At 73.6% G+C, this 14,246-nt stretch carries 11 protein-coding genes and 1 pseudogene; 10 read left to right on the forward strand and 2 right to left on the reverse strand.

The window, feature by feature from the left end:
* Window positions 1–7: 7 nt before the first annotated feature.
* The 9 genes and pseudogenes from WME82_RS50045 (at window position 8) to WME82_RS50085 (ending at window position 9,473) form a co-directional block, all read left to right on the forward strand.
* Window positions 8–1,117 (forward strand): ABC transporter ATP-binding protein, encoded by a 1,110-nt coding sequence (locus WME82_RS50045; RefSeq protein WP_438041094.1) that lies wholly within the window; start codon window positions 8–10, stop codon window positions 1,115–1,117.
* Complete coding sequence (locus WME82_RS50050) at window positions 1,114–2,442, forward strand: ABC transporter substrate-binding protein (RefSeq protein WP_438041095.1); 1,329 nt, start codon at window positions 1,114–1,116, stop codon at window positions 2,440–2,442. Before WME82_RS50045 ends, WME82_RS50050 begins: the two co-directional genes overlap by 4 nt.
* Entirely contained in the window at window positions 2,439–3,320 is an 882-nt protein-coding gene (locus tag WME82_RS50055; protein WP_438041096.1) for a carbohydrate ABC transporter permease, read from the forward strand. Before WME82_RS50050 ends, WME82_RS50055 begins: the two co-directional genes overlap by 4 nt.
* Window positions 3,317–4,183 (forward strand): carbohydrate ABC transporter permease, encoded by an 867-nt coding sequence (locus WME82_RS50060; RefSeq protein ID WP_438041097.1) that lies wholly within the window; start codon window positions 3,317–3,319, stop codon window positions 4,181–4,183. Before WME82_RS50055 ends, WME82_RS50060 begins: the two co-directional genes overlap by 4 nt.
* 321 nt (window positions 4,184–4,504) lie before the next feature.
* Window positions 4,505–4,780, forward strand: a complete 276-nt coding sequence (locus WME82_RS50065; RefSeq protein WP_437743457.1) for a hypothetical protein — start codon at window positions 4,505–4,507, stop codon at window positions 4,778–4,780.
* 376 nt (window positions 4,781–5,156) lie between these two features.
* Entirely contained in the window at window positions 5,157–6,866 is a 1,710-nt protein-coding gene (locus WME82_RS50070) for a cytochrome-c peroxidase (RefSeq protein ID WP_438041098.1), read from the forward strand.
* Between the two features lie 422 nt (window positions 6,867–7,288).
* Window positions 7,289–7,591 (forward strand): annotated as a pseudogene (locus tag WME82_RS50075) (hypothetical protein); the annotation flags it as partial.
* Between the two features lie 292 nt (window positions 7,592–7,883).
* Window positions 7,884–8,540, forward strand: a complete 657-nt coding sequence (locus WME82_RS50080; RefSeq protein ID WP_438041099.1) for a hypothetical protein — start codon at window positions 7,884–7,886, stop codon at window positions 8,538–8,540.
* 84 nt (window positions 8,541–8,624) lie between these two features.
* On the forward strand, window positions 8,625–9,473 hold the full coding sequence (locus WME82_RS50085) for a mechanosensitive ion channel family protein (RefSeq protein WP_437858223.1): 849 nt from the start codon (window positions 8,625–8,627) through the stop codon (window positions 9,471–9,473).
* Between the two features lie 67 nt (window positions 9,474–9,540).
* Here the strand turns inward: WME82_RS50085 and WME82_RS50090 are convergent, their stop codons facing one another.
* On the reverse strand, window positions 9,541–10,197 hold the full coding sequence (locus tag WME82_RS50090; protein WP_438041100.1) for a hypothetical protein: 657 nt from the start codon (window positions 10,195–10,197) through the stop codon (window positions 9,541–9,543).
* A 228-nt stretch (window positions 10,198–10,425) separates the two neighbouring features.
* Window positions 10,426–11,355, reverse strand: a complete 930-nt coding sequence (locus tag WME82_RS50095) for an FHA domain-containing protein (RefSeq protein ID WP_438041101.1) — start codon at window positions 11,353–11,355, stop codon at window positions 10,426–10,428.
* A gap of 58 nt (window positions 11,356–11,413) precedes the next feature.
* On the opposite strand from WME82_RS50095, the gene WME82_RS50100 reads away from it, so the two are divergent.
* Window positions 11,414–14,083 (forward strand): protein kinase domain-containing protein, encoded by a 2,670-nt coding sequence (locus WME82_RS50100; protein WP_438041102.1) that lies wholly within the window; start codon window positions 11,414–11,416, stop codon window positions 14,081–14,083.
* Window positions 14,084–14,246: the final 163 nt, after the last annotated feature.

Consider the following 14,246-nt stretch of genomic DNA (forward strand, 5'->3'; position numbering starts at 1 on the left):
TCTTGCCATGGCCACCCTCTCGCTCCGAGGCCTGACCCGACGGTTCCCGAGCGCCGAGCGACCCGCGCTCGCCGGCCTGGATCTCGACGTCGACGACGGCGAGCTGCTCGTCCTCGTCGGCCCCTCGGGCTGCGGCAAATCGACGGCGCTCCGGCTGATCGCGGGCCTCGACAGCCCCGACGGCGGCACGGTCTCGATCGGCGGGCGCGACGTGAGCCGCGTCGCGCCGGAGGACCGCGACGTGGCCATGGTCTTCCAGGGCTACGCGCTCTACCCGCACATGACCGCGCGCGACATCATGGGCTTCCCGCTCAGGATGCGCGGGATCGCGCGGGAGGAGCGGGCGCGCCGCGTCGAGGAGGCCGCGGCGCTGCTCGCCATCGGCCACTTGTTAGAGCGGCGCCCCGGCGAGCTCTCCGGAGGCGAGCGCCAGCGCGTCGCCATGGGGCGCGCGATCGTGCGCGCCCCCGCGGCGTTCCTCTTCGACGAGCCGCTCTCGAACCTCGACGCCGCGCTGCGCGCCGAGCTCCGGGTCGAGCTCGCGGCGCTCGTGCGCCGCCTCGGAACGACGTCGGTCTACGTGACCCACGATCAGGTCGAGGCCATGACCATGGGCGACCGCATCGCCGTGCTCCGCGCCGGCGAGCTCCAGCAGGTCGGCCCGCCGCGCGCCATCTACGAGGCGCCGGCGAACACCTTCGTGGCCGGGTTCCTGGGCACGCCGGCGATCAACCTCCTCCCGCTCGAGCGCTCCGGCGAGCGCTACGAGGGCGCGGCGCTCTCGCTGCCCGCCCCGCCGGGGGTGGCGCTCCCCGACCGGGCCATCGCCGGCGTGCGGCCCGAGCACCTGCGCGTCGCGCCGGGGCGAGGATCGCACGGCGACGCGGGGGCGCAGGGCGAGGTGGAGGTCGAGGCGCGCGTCGTCGTGGCCGAGCCGCTCGGCGCCGAGACGTTCCTGTACCTCGACGCGGGCGGGACGCGGCTGCGGGCGCGGGCGCACGGCTTCGCGACGCCCGCGCCGGGCGAGGCGGTGCGCGCGCGGCTCGATCCGCGCGACGTGCTCTGGTTCGACGCGGGCTCCGGCGCGCGGATCGCCCCGCCGCGGGCGGCGTCATGAGCGGGGAAGGCCGCGCCGTGCGCTCGCGGCGCGACGCGCTCCGGGCGCTCGCCGCGTCGCTCGCCGCGGCCGCGGCGGGATCCATCGGCTGCGCGCGGCGCGAGCGCGTCGCCGGCGCGCGCGCCGAGGCCTCGCTGTGGTTCGCGTACGGCGGCAAGAACCGCGAGGTGCTCCTGTCGCTCGTCGACCAGTTCCACCGCGAGCAGGGCCGCTACCGCATCGACGCCGTGTACCAGGGCGACTACTTCGAGGCGCTCGCCAAGCTGCGGACCGCGCTCGCGGCGGGCGCGGCGCCCGCCCTGACGCACGTGGTCGGCGAGGTGGTGCCCTACCTGGCCGAGGCGGACGTGCTCGAGCCGCTCGATCGGTTCCTCGCCGACGCGCCGGGCGGCGACCTCGACGTGGTCGAGGCCCTCGGCCAGTCGGGGACGTTCGTGGGCGGCGGCGAGCGCCCGCTCGTGTGCCTGCCGTTCAACCGATCGACGCCGATCGCCTACTACAACCGGGATGTGTTTCGCGAGCTCGGGCTGTCGCCGCCGACGACCTGGGAGGAGCTCCGCGCGACGGCCGCGCGGCTGGTCGTGCGCGACGGCGAGAGCACGCGGCGGTGGGGCTTCGAGTGCCCGGTCGACTGGTGGTTCTGGGCCGCGCTCGTCGGGCAAGCGGGCGGCGACGTCGTGGCCCCGGACGGCACGCCCACGCTCGGCGGGGAGGCGGGCGTGCGCGCCCTCCGGTTCTGGCAGACCCTCGTGCACGAGGACCGCACGATGAAGCCTCCGCCTGGGCGCGATTACAACGCGTGGCAGGTGACGAACACCGACTTCCTGGCAGGCCGGGTCGCGATGATCTGGACGTCGACCGCGTTCCTTCGATACCTGGAGGACAACGCGAGCCAGGCGGGCGCGGGGAAGTTCGAGGTCGGCGCCGCCCCGCTGCCGCGCGACGTGCGCGCCTCGGTGCCCACGGGCGGGACGATGTTCGTGATGCCGCGGGGCGCCGCGCCGGCGGCGCAGGAGGCGGCGTTCGCGTTCCTGCGCTGGATGATGCAGCCGGAGCAGGCGAACTCGTTCGCGACGCGGACGGGCTACATCCCCGTCTCGCGCCGCGGCCTCGAGGTGCTCAGGCAGGGCGGCTACTACGCCGCGCACCCGAACGACCGCGTCGCCGTGGACCAGCTCGCGCACGCCGCGCCCTGGCCCTGGTCTCCGGACCTGTTCCGCGTCCAGCGCGAGGCGGTGCAGCCCCGGCTCGAAGAGGCGGTGCTCGCCCCGCGCGACGCCGCCGAGACCCTCTCCGAGGCCGTCCGCGCGGCGCGCGAGCGATGAAGCCCAAACACCCCCTCTCGCCCTACCTGCTCCTCCTGCCCACGGCGGCCTTCCTGGCGGTGTTCTTCCTGGTCCCGCTCCTGCTCGCGGCCAAGAACAGCTTCTTTGCGTGGGACCTGCTCACGCCCCCGCGGTACGTCGGGCTCCGGAACTACGAGGTCCTCCTCGAGAGCGGCGAGCTCGCCGGCACGCTGCTCCGCACGCTCGGCTACAGCGCCGTCGTGGTGGCGCTCTCCGGCGCCCTGGGGCTCGCGCTGGCGGTGGCGCTCGATCGCCCTGGGCCGGTCTATGCCTTCGTGCGGGGCGCGGTGTTCAGCGCCTATGTCGTGTCGTGGGTCGCGGTGGCGCTCCTCTGGATGTGGATCCTCGACGCCGAGGGGCTCTTCACCGTCGCGCTCCGCTGGCTCGGCCTGCCGACGATGAGCTGGCTCGGCGATCCCCGCTCGGCGCTGCTCGCGCTGGCCGCGGTGAGCGTCTGGAAGATCACCGGCTATGCCATGGTCATCTTCCTGGCCGGCCTCCAGGACATTCCCCGCGCGCTCCACGAGGCGGCCGCGCTCGACGGCGCCGGCCCGTGGCGGCGGTTCCGCCACGTGACATGGCCGCTGCTCCGCCCGAGCGCCGCCTTCGTGGCGACGACGAGCCTCATCCTCTCCTTTCAAGCGTTCGACGTGATCCGCGTGATGACGCAGGGAGGGCCGGTCAAAGCGACGACCCTCTTCGTCTACGCGATCTACGAGCACGTCTTCGTGAACCTGCGGGTCGGCCGGGCCAGCGCCATGATCGTGATCTTCTTCGTCTTTTTGCTCCTGTTGACGGTCCTGCAGCTCTGGGCGCTCCGCGCGGGCGCGCCGCGCCAGGCGAGGCGGCCGTCGTGACGGCGGGGCAGAGCGGCGGCGCCGGCGCGGGGCGCTTCAACTCGCACTCGTACTCGCGCTCGCGCCGCCTCGTCTCGGACGCCGTGCTCGTCGTTGTGGCCATCGTGTGGCTCGGGCCGTATGCGTGGATGACGATCACCTCGCTGAAGACGCTGCCCGAGATCACCCGCGCTCCGGCTTACCCCTTGCCGCAGGCCCTCCAGCTCGGCGCGTACCGCGAGGTGCTCCAGGCGGTGCCGGTGATGCGGTATTTCGTCAACACCGTGCTCATGGCGACGGCCATCGCGCTCTTGCAGATCGCCCTCGCGCTCCCGGCCGGTTATGCGCTCGCGAAGCTCAGGTTCGTGGGGCGGAGCGCCGCGTTCGTCCTGGTGCTCTCGTGCCTCCTCATCCCGGCGCAGGTGACGTTCGTTCCGGTCTTCACCATGCTCGGCTCGGTCGGCCTCGTGAACACGTTCGGGGCGCTGATCCTGCCCTTCGGGGTGAGCGCGCTCGGCACGTTCCTCGTGCGCCAGGCGCTGCTCTCGGTCCCTGACGAGATCATCGAGGCGGCGAGGATGGATGGAGCTGGCGAGCTCAGGATCGTCTACCTGATCCTCGGCCCGATGCTGCGGCCGACGCTCTCGGCGCTGTTCCTGTTCAGCTTCGTCTTTCACTACAACGATTACTTCTGGCCGCTCGTCATGACGACCGACGACCAGGTGCGCACGCTGCCGCTCGCGATCGCCCTCCTCCGGGAGCAGGGGACAGGGGTCCGCTGGCACCTCGTGATGGCCGGCAACGTGATCCTGAGCCTTCCTGTGCTCCTCGTGTTCGCGGCGGCCCAGCGGCAGATCCTGCGCGCGGTGACGGCGCGGATCTGAGCGGCGCGGGCGCCCGGGCAGGCCCGGCGCCGGAGGCCGGCGATCGAGCGGCCTACCAGCCGGCGTGTGCATCGACGTGGCAGTGGGCGTCGGGCGCGATCGAGCCCTGCCATCGGCTGTCGCTGCCCCCTGCGCTTCGCTCCGGCGGGGGTCGACTGGAGGGTACAGCGCGCCGCAGCGTCGGCGGCAGAAGAGAGCGCTGCGCGGTTTGTTCTCGTCCGGACGCCCTCTTTTCTGGCCCGGTCGTCGCACCGGCTCCCGCCGGCCGCGGCAGCGCCGGCCAGGGCAGCGCCGGCCAGGCGCTGCGGAAGGAGAGCCACGATGACCACCACCGAGCCAATGATGCAGAAGCAGATGGTCCAGAAGGAAGAGGGCAAGATCACGACGAAGATCGAGGAGAGGACCGGCAGGATTCCGTCCGGCGCTTATCTCGGGTTGGCGATCGGCTCGATGGCGGTCTCGGCCGGCTTCATGCTGGCCGGCAAGAAGCAGATCGCGAACTTCATCGGCCAGTGGGCGCCATCTCTGCTCGTGATTGGCCTGTACAACAAGCTGGTCAAGATCGAGCACGAGCTGGGATACGGCGCCTACCGCTGACAGCCTTCCTGCCGAGCTCGGGCCTCCCGAGTTCGGGCCTCCATCCATCCAGCCGGCTGCTCGGCGCCCTCCGTGGCGCCGTCGCGACCCCAGGGTCGAGCGCCCGCCCCGGCGTGCGCGGCGCGTGACGCCCTTCGCGCCTCGCACGAGAACACGCGTTCCCGCTCCCACCTCCGGACGGCGCGCCGCCCGCGGGGATCGCCGCCGTCCAAATCTCGACATCTGCCTGGAATCCTCCTTGCTAAGCTCGCGCGCGCGGCGAACGGAGGAACCCATGCGTCTGCGCCTTTCTCGTTCTCTTGTCGTGGCAGGGCTCTTGTCCACGGGCGTTTTCTCGTCAGCTCTCACGGCGTGCGGCCCGGGGGATCCATCCCCGGTGGCCGGGGCCCCTGTCGGCGACCCTGATCAGGAGATCACGGTGACGGAGGTGCCACCGCCGGCCATCAGCGGCGGAACGCTGATCGTCGCCGGCGACGGTCGCACGGCGGTGGCGGCGGACGCCGACCGCGATCGCGTCTGGATCGTCGATCTCGAGGGCGGCGAGCCGACGGCGGTCCTGCTGGAGCGCGGCGACGAGCCCGGGCGCCTCGTCGAGGACGCGAGCGGCCGGGTCCACGTGGCGCTCCGGCGCGCCGGCGCGGTGGTGACCCTCGATGTCGAGGCGCGGTCGGTCATCGCGCGCAGAGACGTCTGCCGCGCGCCGCGCGGGGTCGCCTACGACGCCTCGCGCGACGCCCTCCACGTCGCCTGCGCCGGCGGCGAGCTCGTGACGCTCCCGGCCTCCGGCGGCCCCGCCGTCCGGAAGCTCCGCCTCGCCCCCGACCTGCGCGACGTCGTGGTCGAGGGCGACCGGCTCCTGGTCAGCCGCTTCAGATCCGCGGAGACGCTGGTCGTGGGCCCCGACGGCGCGGTGCTCTCGCGCCGCACGCTCCCCGTCTTCCACTCGAACGGGTTCGCCAACTCGGACTATGCGCCGTCCGTGGCCTGGCGCATGGCGCCGCTCGCCGGCGGAGGTGCGCTGATGGTGCACCAGCGCGCGATGTCGTCGAAGGTCACCCTCAGCCCGGGCGGCTATTACCAGTCTGCCGACTGCGACGGGAACATCGTGCACGCCGCGGTCAGCAGGATCGACCCGGCGGACGTTCCTGACACATCGATCCCCTCGCTGCCCGCGGCCGCGATCCCGAATGTCTCGCTGCCGGTCGACATCGCGGTCGCGCCCGACGGCGCGCGGATGGCCATCGTGGCGGCCGGCAGACGCACCGTCGTGAGCGCGACCGTCGACAATCTGGAGCGCGACGCCGAGACGGCCAGCTGCAGCCCGGAGGTCACCGCGAACGCGCTGAGCGGGCAGCCGGTCGCCGTGGCCTTCGACGGCCAGGGCGGGATCGTCGTGCAGCTGCGGGAGCCGGCAGCCCTGGAGTTGGTCGGCCGGCGCATCATCGCTCTTCCGGGAGCGAGCGTGAAAGACACCGGCCACGAGATGTTCCACCGCCCGCCGAACGGCGTGAGCGCCGTGGCGTGCGCGTCGTGCCACCCCGAAGGGCACGAGGACGGGCGGACGTGGGACTTCGATCCGGTGGGCCTGCGGCGGACGCAGGCGCTGGGCGGCGGCATCCTGAAGACGGCGCCCCTCCACTGGAGCGGGGATCTGCAGGATCTCGAGGGCCTGATGGGGGAGGTGTTCGTCTCCCGCATGGGCGGCCAGCAGCCCGGCGCCCGGCGGCTCGACCTGATGGCCCGTTACATCGACAGCCTGCCCGCCTTCCCGGCGTCGCCGCCCGAGGACGACGCCGCCGTGGCGCGGGGCGAGGTGCTCTTCCATGACAAGCAGGTGGGCTGCGCGGAGTGCCATGGTGGCCCGATGCTCACCAACAACCGGAACGAGGACGTGGGCAAGGGCGAGCGGTTGCAGGTGCCCTCGCTCCTCGGCATCTCCGGGCGCGCCCCGTTCATGCACGACGGCTGCGCGGCGACGCTCCACGATCGCTTCGATCCGCTGTGCGGAGGCGACGATCACGGCGACATCTCCGGCCTGGCCCCCGCGCAGCTGGACGATCTGGTCGCCTACCTCGAGTCCCTCTGAGCCTCCGGCGCGCCGCGCTCCTCGCGCGGTACGACCGAGGCGTTCCTCGACATCCGGGGCCGATTGCCACGCTACGAGCCCCCATCACCCGGCCGCCCGCGGAGCGGGGAAACCGCGTGTGACGGGGCGCCCGGCCCGGACGCGCCGCCAGCGGCTGGCGCCGCGCTCTCCGACGGCACAGCCGTTGCTCGTCCATCGAAACAGGCGCAGTCGATGCAACCGACGCAACCGACGCAACCGACATCGCGGCTCGATGGACCCGGGCCACACGCACGGTCTGTCTTCCCCGCATGTTTCCGCGCGTTCCCGCACGTTCGCACGTTCGCACGATCTCGCGATTCTCACGCTCTCACGACGGGGCGAGCCGGCGTTTCCGACGAAGCTGCCGACCCGCGAGGTGGAGCAGGCGCAAGGAGGGCACCATGCCTAGAGGCGACAAATCCAGCTACACGACCAAGCAGAAGCGGCAGGCCGAGCACATCGAAGAGGGGTACGAGAAGCGCGGGGTCTCCGAGGAAGAGGCCGAGCGGCGGGCCTGGGCGACCGTCAACAAGATGACCGGCGGGGGGAAGAAGTCGGGATCGGGGGTGGGCAAGCCAGTGAACAAGGAGCCGGCGAAAAAGGGGGGCCGCAAGGGAGGCGCCGCGTCCAAGGCGCGGCCGGCCGCCGCGAGGAGCGCGGCGGCGAAGAAGGCGGCCGCGACCCGCAAGCGGAACGCCGCGGCGAGCGCCGGACGGACCACGGCCGCGAAGAAGGCGCCGGCGAGGGCGAAGAAGAGCGCCGCGTCCAGCGCTCGCTCGCGCAGCTCCTCGGCCACGCCGACGAGCGGCCGCTCCCGCGCCGCGCAGGGCACGGCCCGCCGCGGCGGTGCGGGGGCCTCACGCAAGACGACCTCGGGGGCGAAGACCGGAGCGCGGCGCGGGGCCTCGCGCAAGACGACCTCGGGGGCGAGGACCGGAGCGCGGCGCGCCGCGAGCGGGTCCTGACGCTCCGGCGAGAAGAGGAGAGGGGGCGACCATGCAGGAACTTCAGAGCAACGGAGCGACGAATGGCGAGGGCGGCCTGCTGGGCGACGAGTCCGGGCCGCAGGTAGAGAGCCGGAGAGGGCGCGCGTTCCTCACGACCCTTGTCCGGGAGCTGTTTCAGACGGAGCGCTCGGCGATGATCCACCCGCGGATCGAGGCGGAGCGCCTCGGCGATGTGCCGCCGGCGCACGCCATGCGGGCGGTCTCGACCCACGCGGAGGCCGCGCTGTCGGAGGTCCGCCCGCTCCTCCGCGAGCGCGGGCTGCCCATCAGCGCGGGCGGCAGCATGGTGGGCGAGGCCTTCTCGGCCTTGCGCGATCACCTCGCCGATCACCTGCTCAGCACCGAGAGGTCCTACCGCGGCACGCTCCTCGGGATGCGGCACGGCGTCGACCTCGTCGAGCTGCTCCAGTACGTCGCGACCGTGGAGGGCGACACGCCCCTCGCCGCGTGGTGCGCGCGCTGGCTGTCGATGCGCAGGCCTCTGGTCGAGGCGGTCGCCGACGAGCTCGCGTGGTTCGCGGCGCGCCCGATGCGCGCGACGCGGGCGGCGAAGGACGACGTCGCCGCCCACCTCCTCCGGGGCCTCGTGAACGGCGTGGAGCTCGCGGCGCAGCGGCTCCGCCGCCTCGTCACGTTCGCGGGTTGACTCCCGCCGGCCGCGCGCGGAGACACCCCGGCGCTGGGCCGCGCGCGGCGTCGCGCGCTGCGTCGAAGCCGAGGAGGATGCGCAGTGGAGCAGGGGATTCCGACGTGGGGCACGCCTATCGAGCTCCTGGAGAGCCACGGGCCCGGCGTCTCGGGCGCGCTGTTCATCGCGGTCGTCGGGTGGACGGCCGCGGCCTGGGCCGCGCGGAGCGTGCGGTCGCTCGGCAAGAAATGGACGCAGGTCGACGCGACCCTCATTCCCCTGCTGGCCAGCGTAAGCCGACTCACCATCTTGACGGTCACCGCAATGGCCGTGCTCGAGCGCTTCGGCGTGGACACGAAGAGCCTGTTCGCCGTGCTCGGCGCCGCGGGTCTGACCATCGGCCTCGCCCTCAAGGACACGCTGTCGGACGTGGCCGCCGGGCTGGTCTTGCTCGTGCTCCGTCCGTTCGATGTCGGCGACGCGATCGAGGTCGACGGGACCTCCGGCGTCGTCGACGCCATCGACGTGTTCCAGACCAAGCTGACGAGCTTCGATGGCGTCCCGATCACGCTGCCGAACTCCAAGGTCCGGTCCGCCAAGATCCAGAACTTCACCCGGGCGCAGCGCCGGCGCATGGACCTCACGATCGGCGTCAGCGCCACCGCCGACATCGCTCACGCCATCGCCACGCTGCGGGACGTCCTCTCGAACGAGCCGCGCGTGCTGCCGGAGCCGGCGCCTTCGGTCGACGTTGTCGAGCTCGCGGACGAGAAGGTCAACCTGCTCGTCCGCGCCTGGACCCTCCCCGCCGACTTCTTCCCGGCGCGGCTCGAGCTCACGCGCCACTTCAAGGAGCGGCTCGACGCCGAGGGGATCGTCGTCCCGATTCCCCAGCGCGAGCTGCATATCCCCCTTCGCGAGCCGGAGCGGCGCTCCACCCCGTTCCTCTGAGGCGGCGCGCGCGTTCGAGAGGGCCCGGGAGCGACCCCGCCGCGCCGCCTCTCGCCCCTGCGCCAGGTCAGGGCGTGCCCATCAGGAGATAATACCAGGTGCCCACCTCGATGGCGTTCGGGTGCGTCCCGCTCACCCGGGTCAGCGTGCGCGTGAAGATCTTCTTGTTGAACGCAAGGCCGTTGCTCGGCGCCTGCGTATTCACGTACCAGGCGGCCGCCATCAGGGCCGATGTCTGGTTGTCCTTCTCGAACAGGACTCCCATCTTCACCTGGCTGTCGTCGGGGCTCGGCAACCGGTAAAGGTACCCGGTGCGGGTCCCCGGGACGGAGCGCGTCCCCTGCGTCCAGTCGCCCTGGGTCGGGTTCCGGGGGGCCGTGAACTGGTTGCTCGGGCTCACGACGTCCAGGAACGCGTCGAGCGCCGGCGCCGTGAAGCTCGGGATCACCTCGGACGTGAAGGTCAATGTGTTCGAGAAGGTGAGCGTGTTCGCCCACCGCCAGTACTCCGTCTGCGCCTGGAAGGTGAGCTGGCCATTGGAAACACCGTTGCTCCCGAGGGCCACGATCCGGACGAGATCCGCGGTCGAAAAGATCCTGAGCCTCACGTCCGGCGGGATCTGGTCGGCCACACCGGAGCCCGGTTTGGCCTTCGCCGGGCTGCGCGTCGAGATGGAAGCGCCGGCGGCGGGCGCACCGAACGTTGAGTCTGCATCGTTGCTCATGGTTGCGCTCTCTCCTGGGATGACGATCACGACAGCATCGATCGCAGCGCGCAGGCCCTGCCCAGCCCGCGCTCCGGCGGCGGCGCGGTCGCGCGTGTGTGTTCACGACGCGCGACCCGCGCGGCCTCACCCGGCGTCGACGAGAGGAAACCTGGATCCTCCCGGCCGCGGCGTCGATGACAGGCGGTCACGCGCGAGGGCCGGCGCGCTCCGTCCGCGGCCCGATGTTCAGTACCGGACCACCTCGACCGCCTCGGTGCCGAGCCGGATCTGCCGCGACGTCGTCCGGCGCTCGACGAGCGAGCCGGCGTCGAGCACGCCCGCGCGCGCGAGCTGCTGGCGGGCGCGGAAGACGTTGACGTTGAGGTGATGGAGGTCGAGCCGCAGCTTGCCGAGCAGGTCATCGACGTAGCGCCACCCGCGCTCGGCCGGGGGCAGCCCGGTCTCCCGGTCGCGCAGCCGGGAGCGCGCCAGCATGAGGAGCAGCTCGTGGTGGGCGCGCGCGGCGAGCTGGATGACCTTTTCCCCCTGCACCAGGGCGACGGCGATGTGCTCCTCGTCGTGGCTCACCTCGAAGCGCAGCACGGTGAGGCCGAGGAGCTTGGGGCTCGCCGCGCTCGACGCGGTCGTCGGCACGACGGCGTCGAGCGCCTGCGGCGGGACGCGCAGGACCCAGGCGCCGCCGGCCTCGATGCGCTCCTGATCCACGGCCGGGCGCGTGCTCCCGTCGATCTCGATCTGCCAGACGCCGTGCTGATCCTCGAAGAGCGTCACCCGGGGGTCGGCGGCGTCCGGCAGCGCGAGCAGGCCCTCCTCCGCCGGGCGCACCTCGCCGGTGAGCTCGGCCCGCGCGCTCGTGACGGGCGCGCCGGCCTCCTCCACGGTCCAGCGCTCGGCGTCGCCGCCGAACACGAGCTCCGTCCCCGCGTCGAGCGCGACCCGCTCGGCGGACGTGAGCCGCCGGCCGCTGACGTGCGTGCCGTTCGTGCTGCCGAGGTCGCGGATCCACCAGCGAGCCCCGTCCCAGAACAGGACGGCGTGCTCGCCGGAGGCGCAGCGGTCCCGGAGGCGCACGGCGCAGTCGCGCGCTCGGCCGACCCGCGCGCGCGCCGGGAGCGTCACGCGAACGCCGTGGGCTTCATGCTTCAAGACCGCCATGGATGCAGCGTAAGATGCTGCCGCCGACCACATCAACGGCGTCGAAGGCAAGGCCCCCATGAGCGATCCCGCGGCACTCCTCAGGAAGCTGGCGGGTGAGCTGCACCTGTCTCCCTCGGCATGCGCGGAGATCCAGCGGGCGCTCGCCGAGCACGCCGCGCGCAGCCTCACGGAAGAGCTGCCGGCGACCGTGGTCCGGGACGCGCCGGCGGCGCCGAGAGGCGCGCCGGGGCCCAGCGGGGAGGCGCCGGCGGCGGCCGGGGGCGCGCCCGGGCTGACCGGGGACGCATCGGCGGCGGCCGAGCGCCGCCCGAGCGCCGCGCCTCCGGCGGTCCACGCGCCGGTCGCGGCGTGGCCCTGGGACCGTTACGAGGATCTCGGGCTCATCGGCCGCGGGGGCATGGGCGAGGTGCGGCGCGTGCGCGATCGCGTGATGGGCCGCGTGCTCGCCATGAAGCTGCTGCGCATCGAGGGGCAAGACGACGCGGACGGCCGGGCGCGCTTCCTCGACGAGGCGCGCCTCACGGCGTGCCTTCAGCACCCAGGGATCGTCCCCGTCCACGACTGCGGGATGCTCCCGAACGGCCAGCTCTGGTTCACGATGAAGGAGGTCCGCGGCCGCACGTTGAGCGCGCTGATCCGCGCGCTCCACGCCTCGGGCGAGGCGGGCCCCTCGCCCGAGGCGCTGCGCCGCGTGCTCGACGTCTTCGTCCGCGTCTGCGAGGCCGTCGCGTACGCGCACGGCCAGGGCGTCCTCCACCGCGATCTCAAGCCGGACAACGTCATGATCGGCGAGTTCGGCGAGGTCCTCGTGATGGACTGGGGCATCGCCCGCGCGACCGCGCGCGGCGCGCTGGCGGACGCGCTCCCGGACAGCGGCCACCACACGCACGTGGGCCTGGTCCTGGGGACGCCGGTCTACATGCCCCCGGAGCAGGCGCGCGGCGAGGCCGAGCAGCTCGGGCCCCCCAGCGACGTGTACGCCCTCGGGGCCGTCCTGTACGAGCTCCTCTGCGGCGAGCCCCCGTTCCGGGGGACGGCGCTGGCCGTCCTGGCGCAGGTGGTCCAGCGGTCGCCCGAGCGGCTCGCCGTCCGGTGCCCTGACCAGATCCCTCGGGATCTCATCGCGATCTGCGAGCGGGCGATGGCGCGCGAGCCGCCTTCGCGTTACGCGAGCGCCGAGGTGCTCGCCGCGGAGATCCGCGGCTTCCTCGACGGCGCCCGCCGCCGCGAGCGGGCGCGCGCCCTGGTCGAGGAGTCGCGCGCGCTGGCGCCGCAGATCGAGGGCCTGCGCGCGCGCGCCCGGGCCCTCCGGGCCGAGGCGAAGGCGGTGCTCGGGCGCCTCGACTCGTTCGCGCCCGCCGCCGAGAAGGCGCAGGGGTGGGCGCTCGAGGACGAGGCGCGCGCGCTCGACCGCGCCGCCGCCCTGGACGAGGCGACCTGGCACCAGAAGCTCCGCGCCGCGCTCAACGAGGCCCCGGACTTCGACGAAGCGCACGCGGCGCTCGCCGACGCCCACCTGGCCGATCTGCGGGCCGCCGAGGAGGCCCGCGACGCCGAGGCCGCGGCGCGCGCCGAGGCGTTCCTCAGGGCGCACGCGCGCGAGCGGCACGCGGTCTTGCTCCGCGGCACCGGGGCCCTCTCGCTGCGGACCGACCCCGAGGGGGCGCAGGTCTGGCTGCTCCGCTATGTCGAGCAGGGGCGCCGGCTTCGCGCCGAGCCTCAGGGCCTCCTCGGTCACACGCCGCTCTGCGAGGTCCCGCTCGCGCGCGGCAGCTACCTGCTCTCGATCCGCGCGCCCGGGTACCGCGAGGCGTCGTACCCCGTGAAGATCGGCCGCGGCGAGCACTGGGACGGCGTGCGTCCGGGCGGCGCGGAGCCGTTCGTCGTGCCCCTCCTGCCCTCGGAGGCGCTCGGCGAAGAGGACGTCTACGTGCCGGCGGGCTTCTTCTCGGCCGGCGGAGACCCGCAGGCCGGCGACGGCTTGCCGGCGTGCCGGATCTGGGTCGACGGCTTCGTGGTGCGGCGGCACCCGGTGACGCAGGCCGAGTACCTCGCCTTCCTGAACGATCTGCTCGCGGGCGGGCGCGAGGCGGAGGCCGCGGCGGCGTGCCCGCGCGCGGCCCGCGCGATCGCCGGCAACGTGGACATCCCGCTGTTCGCGCGCGACGGGGACGGGCGCTTCGTGCTCGGCCCGCAGGCGCGCGCGGAGCAGGCGCGGCACCCGGTCGCCTCGGTGGACTGGCGCAGCGCCGTCGCCTACGCGTCCTGGCTGGAGGCGCGCACCGGCGCGCCGTGGCGCCTCGTCGGCGAGCTCGAGCGCGAGAAGGCCGCGCGCGGCGTCGACGGGCGCTTCTTCCCCTGGGGGGACGAGCCCGAGCCGACGTGGGCTTGCATGGTGGGCGGCCGCCCCGGCCCCGCGAGCCCGGCGCCGGTGGACGACCATCCGACGGACGAGGGCCCCCACGGCGCCCGGGGCCTCGCGGGCAACATCCGCGACTGGTGCGCCGAGCTGTGGATGCCCGACGGCCCCACGGTGGTCGACCGCATCGCGCGCCTCCAGCCAGCGGACGCGGCGGCTCCGGGGCTCCGCTCGATCCGCGGGGGCGCGTGGAGCTCCGGGCCCCCCGCGGTGTGCCGCGCGGCAGGTCGCTTCGCCGCGCGCCCGGAGGATCGCTTCAGCGCCGTGGGCTTCCGTCTCGCCCGGCCAGTCGTCGCTGGCGGGTAGCCGAGGGGGATGCGGTCGGACGCGGCGACCGGCCGTGTTTGGCTGCTGAGCCCGCATCGCAGCGCTGGCGCCGGGGAACGGCCTGGTAACAGACGGCGACAGACGGTGGATGTCGCGTTTGCACTCGAGCGCTAAGGTCGTGGGGACAGCCTGTGTCCACGAG

The sequence above is a fragment of the Sorangium sp. So ce128 genome (assembly GCF_051525245.1).
In the GTDB taxonomy this organism is placed as follows: domain Bacteria; phylum Myxococcota_A; class Polyangia; order Polyangiales; family Polyangiaceae; genus Sorangium; species Sorangium cellulosum_B.

Bases quoted from the DNA above. Each gene is read 5' to 3' on its own strand.
- WME82_RS50100 (WP_438041102.1), top strand. From the start codon at position 11,414: ATGAGCGATCCCGCGGCACTCCTCAGGAAGCTGGCGGGTGAGCTGCAC.
- WME82_RS50080 (WP_438041099.1), top strand. From the start codon at position 7,884: ATGCAGGAACTTCAGAGCAACGGAGCGACGAATGGCGAGGGCGGCCTG.
- WME82_RS50065 (WP_437743457.1), top strand. From the start codon at position 4,505: ATGACCACCACCGAGCCAATGATGCAGAAGCAGATGGTCCAGAAGGAA.
- WME82_RS50045 (WP_438041094.1), top strand. From the start codon at position 8: ATGGCCACCCTCTCGCTCCGAGGCCTGACCCGACGGTTCCCGAGCGCC.
- WME82_RS50055 (WP_438041096.1), top strand. From the start codon at position 2,439: ATGAAGCCCAAACACCCCCTCTCGCCCTACCTGCTCCTCCTGCCCACG.
- WME82_RS50090 (WP_438041100.1), bottom strand. From the start codon at position 10,197: ATGAGCAACGATGCAGACTCAACGTTCGGTGCGCCCGCCGCCGGCGCT.
- WME82_RS50095 (WP_438041101.1), bottom strand. From the start codon at position 11,355: ATGGCGGTCTTGAAGCATGAAGCCCACGGCGTTCGCGTGACGCTCCCG.
- WME82_RS50050 (WP_438041095.1), top strand. From the start codon at position 1,114: ATGAGCGGGGAAGGCCGCGCCGTGCGCTCGCGGCGCGACGCGCTCCGG.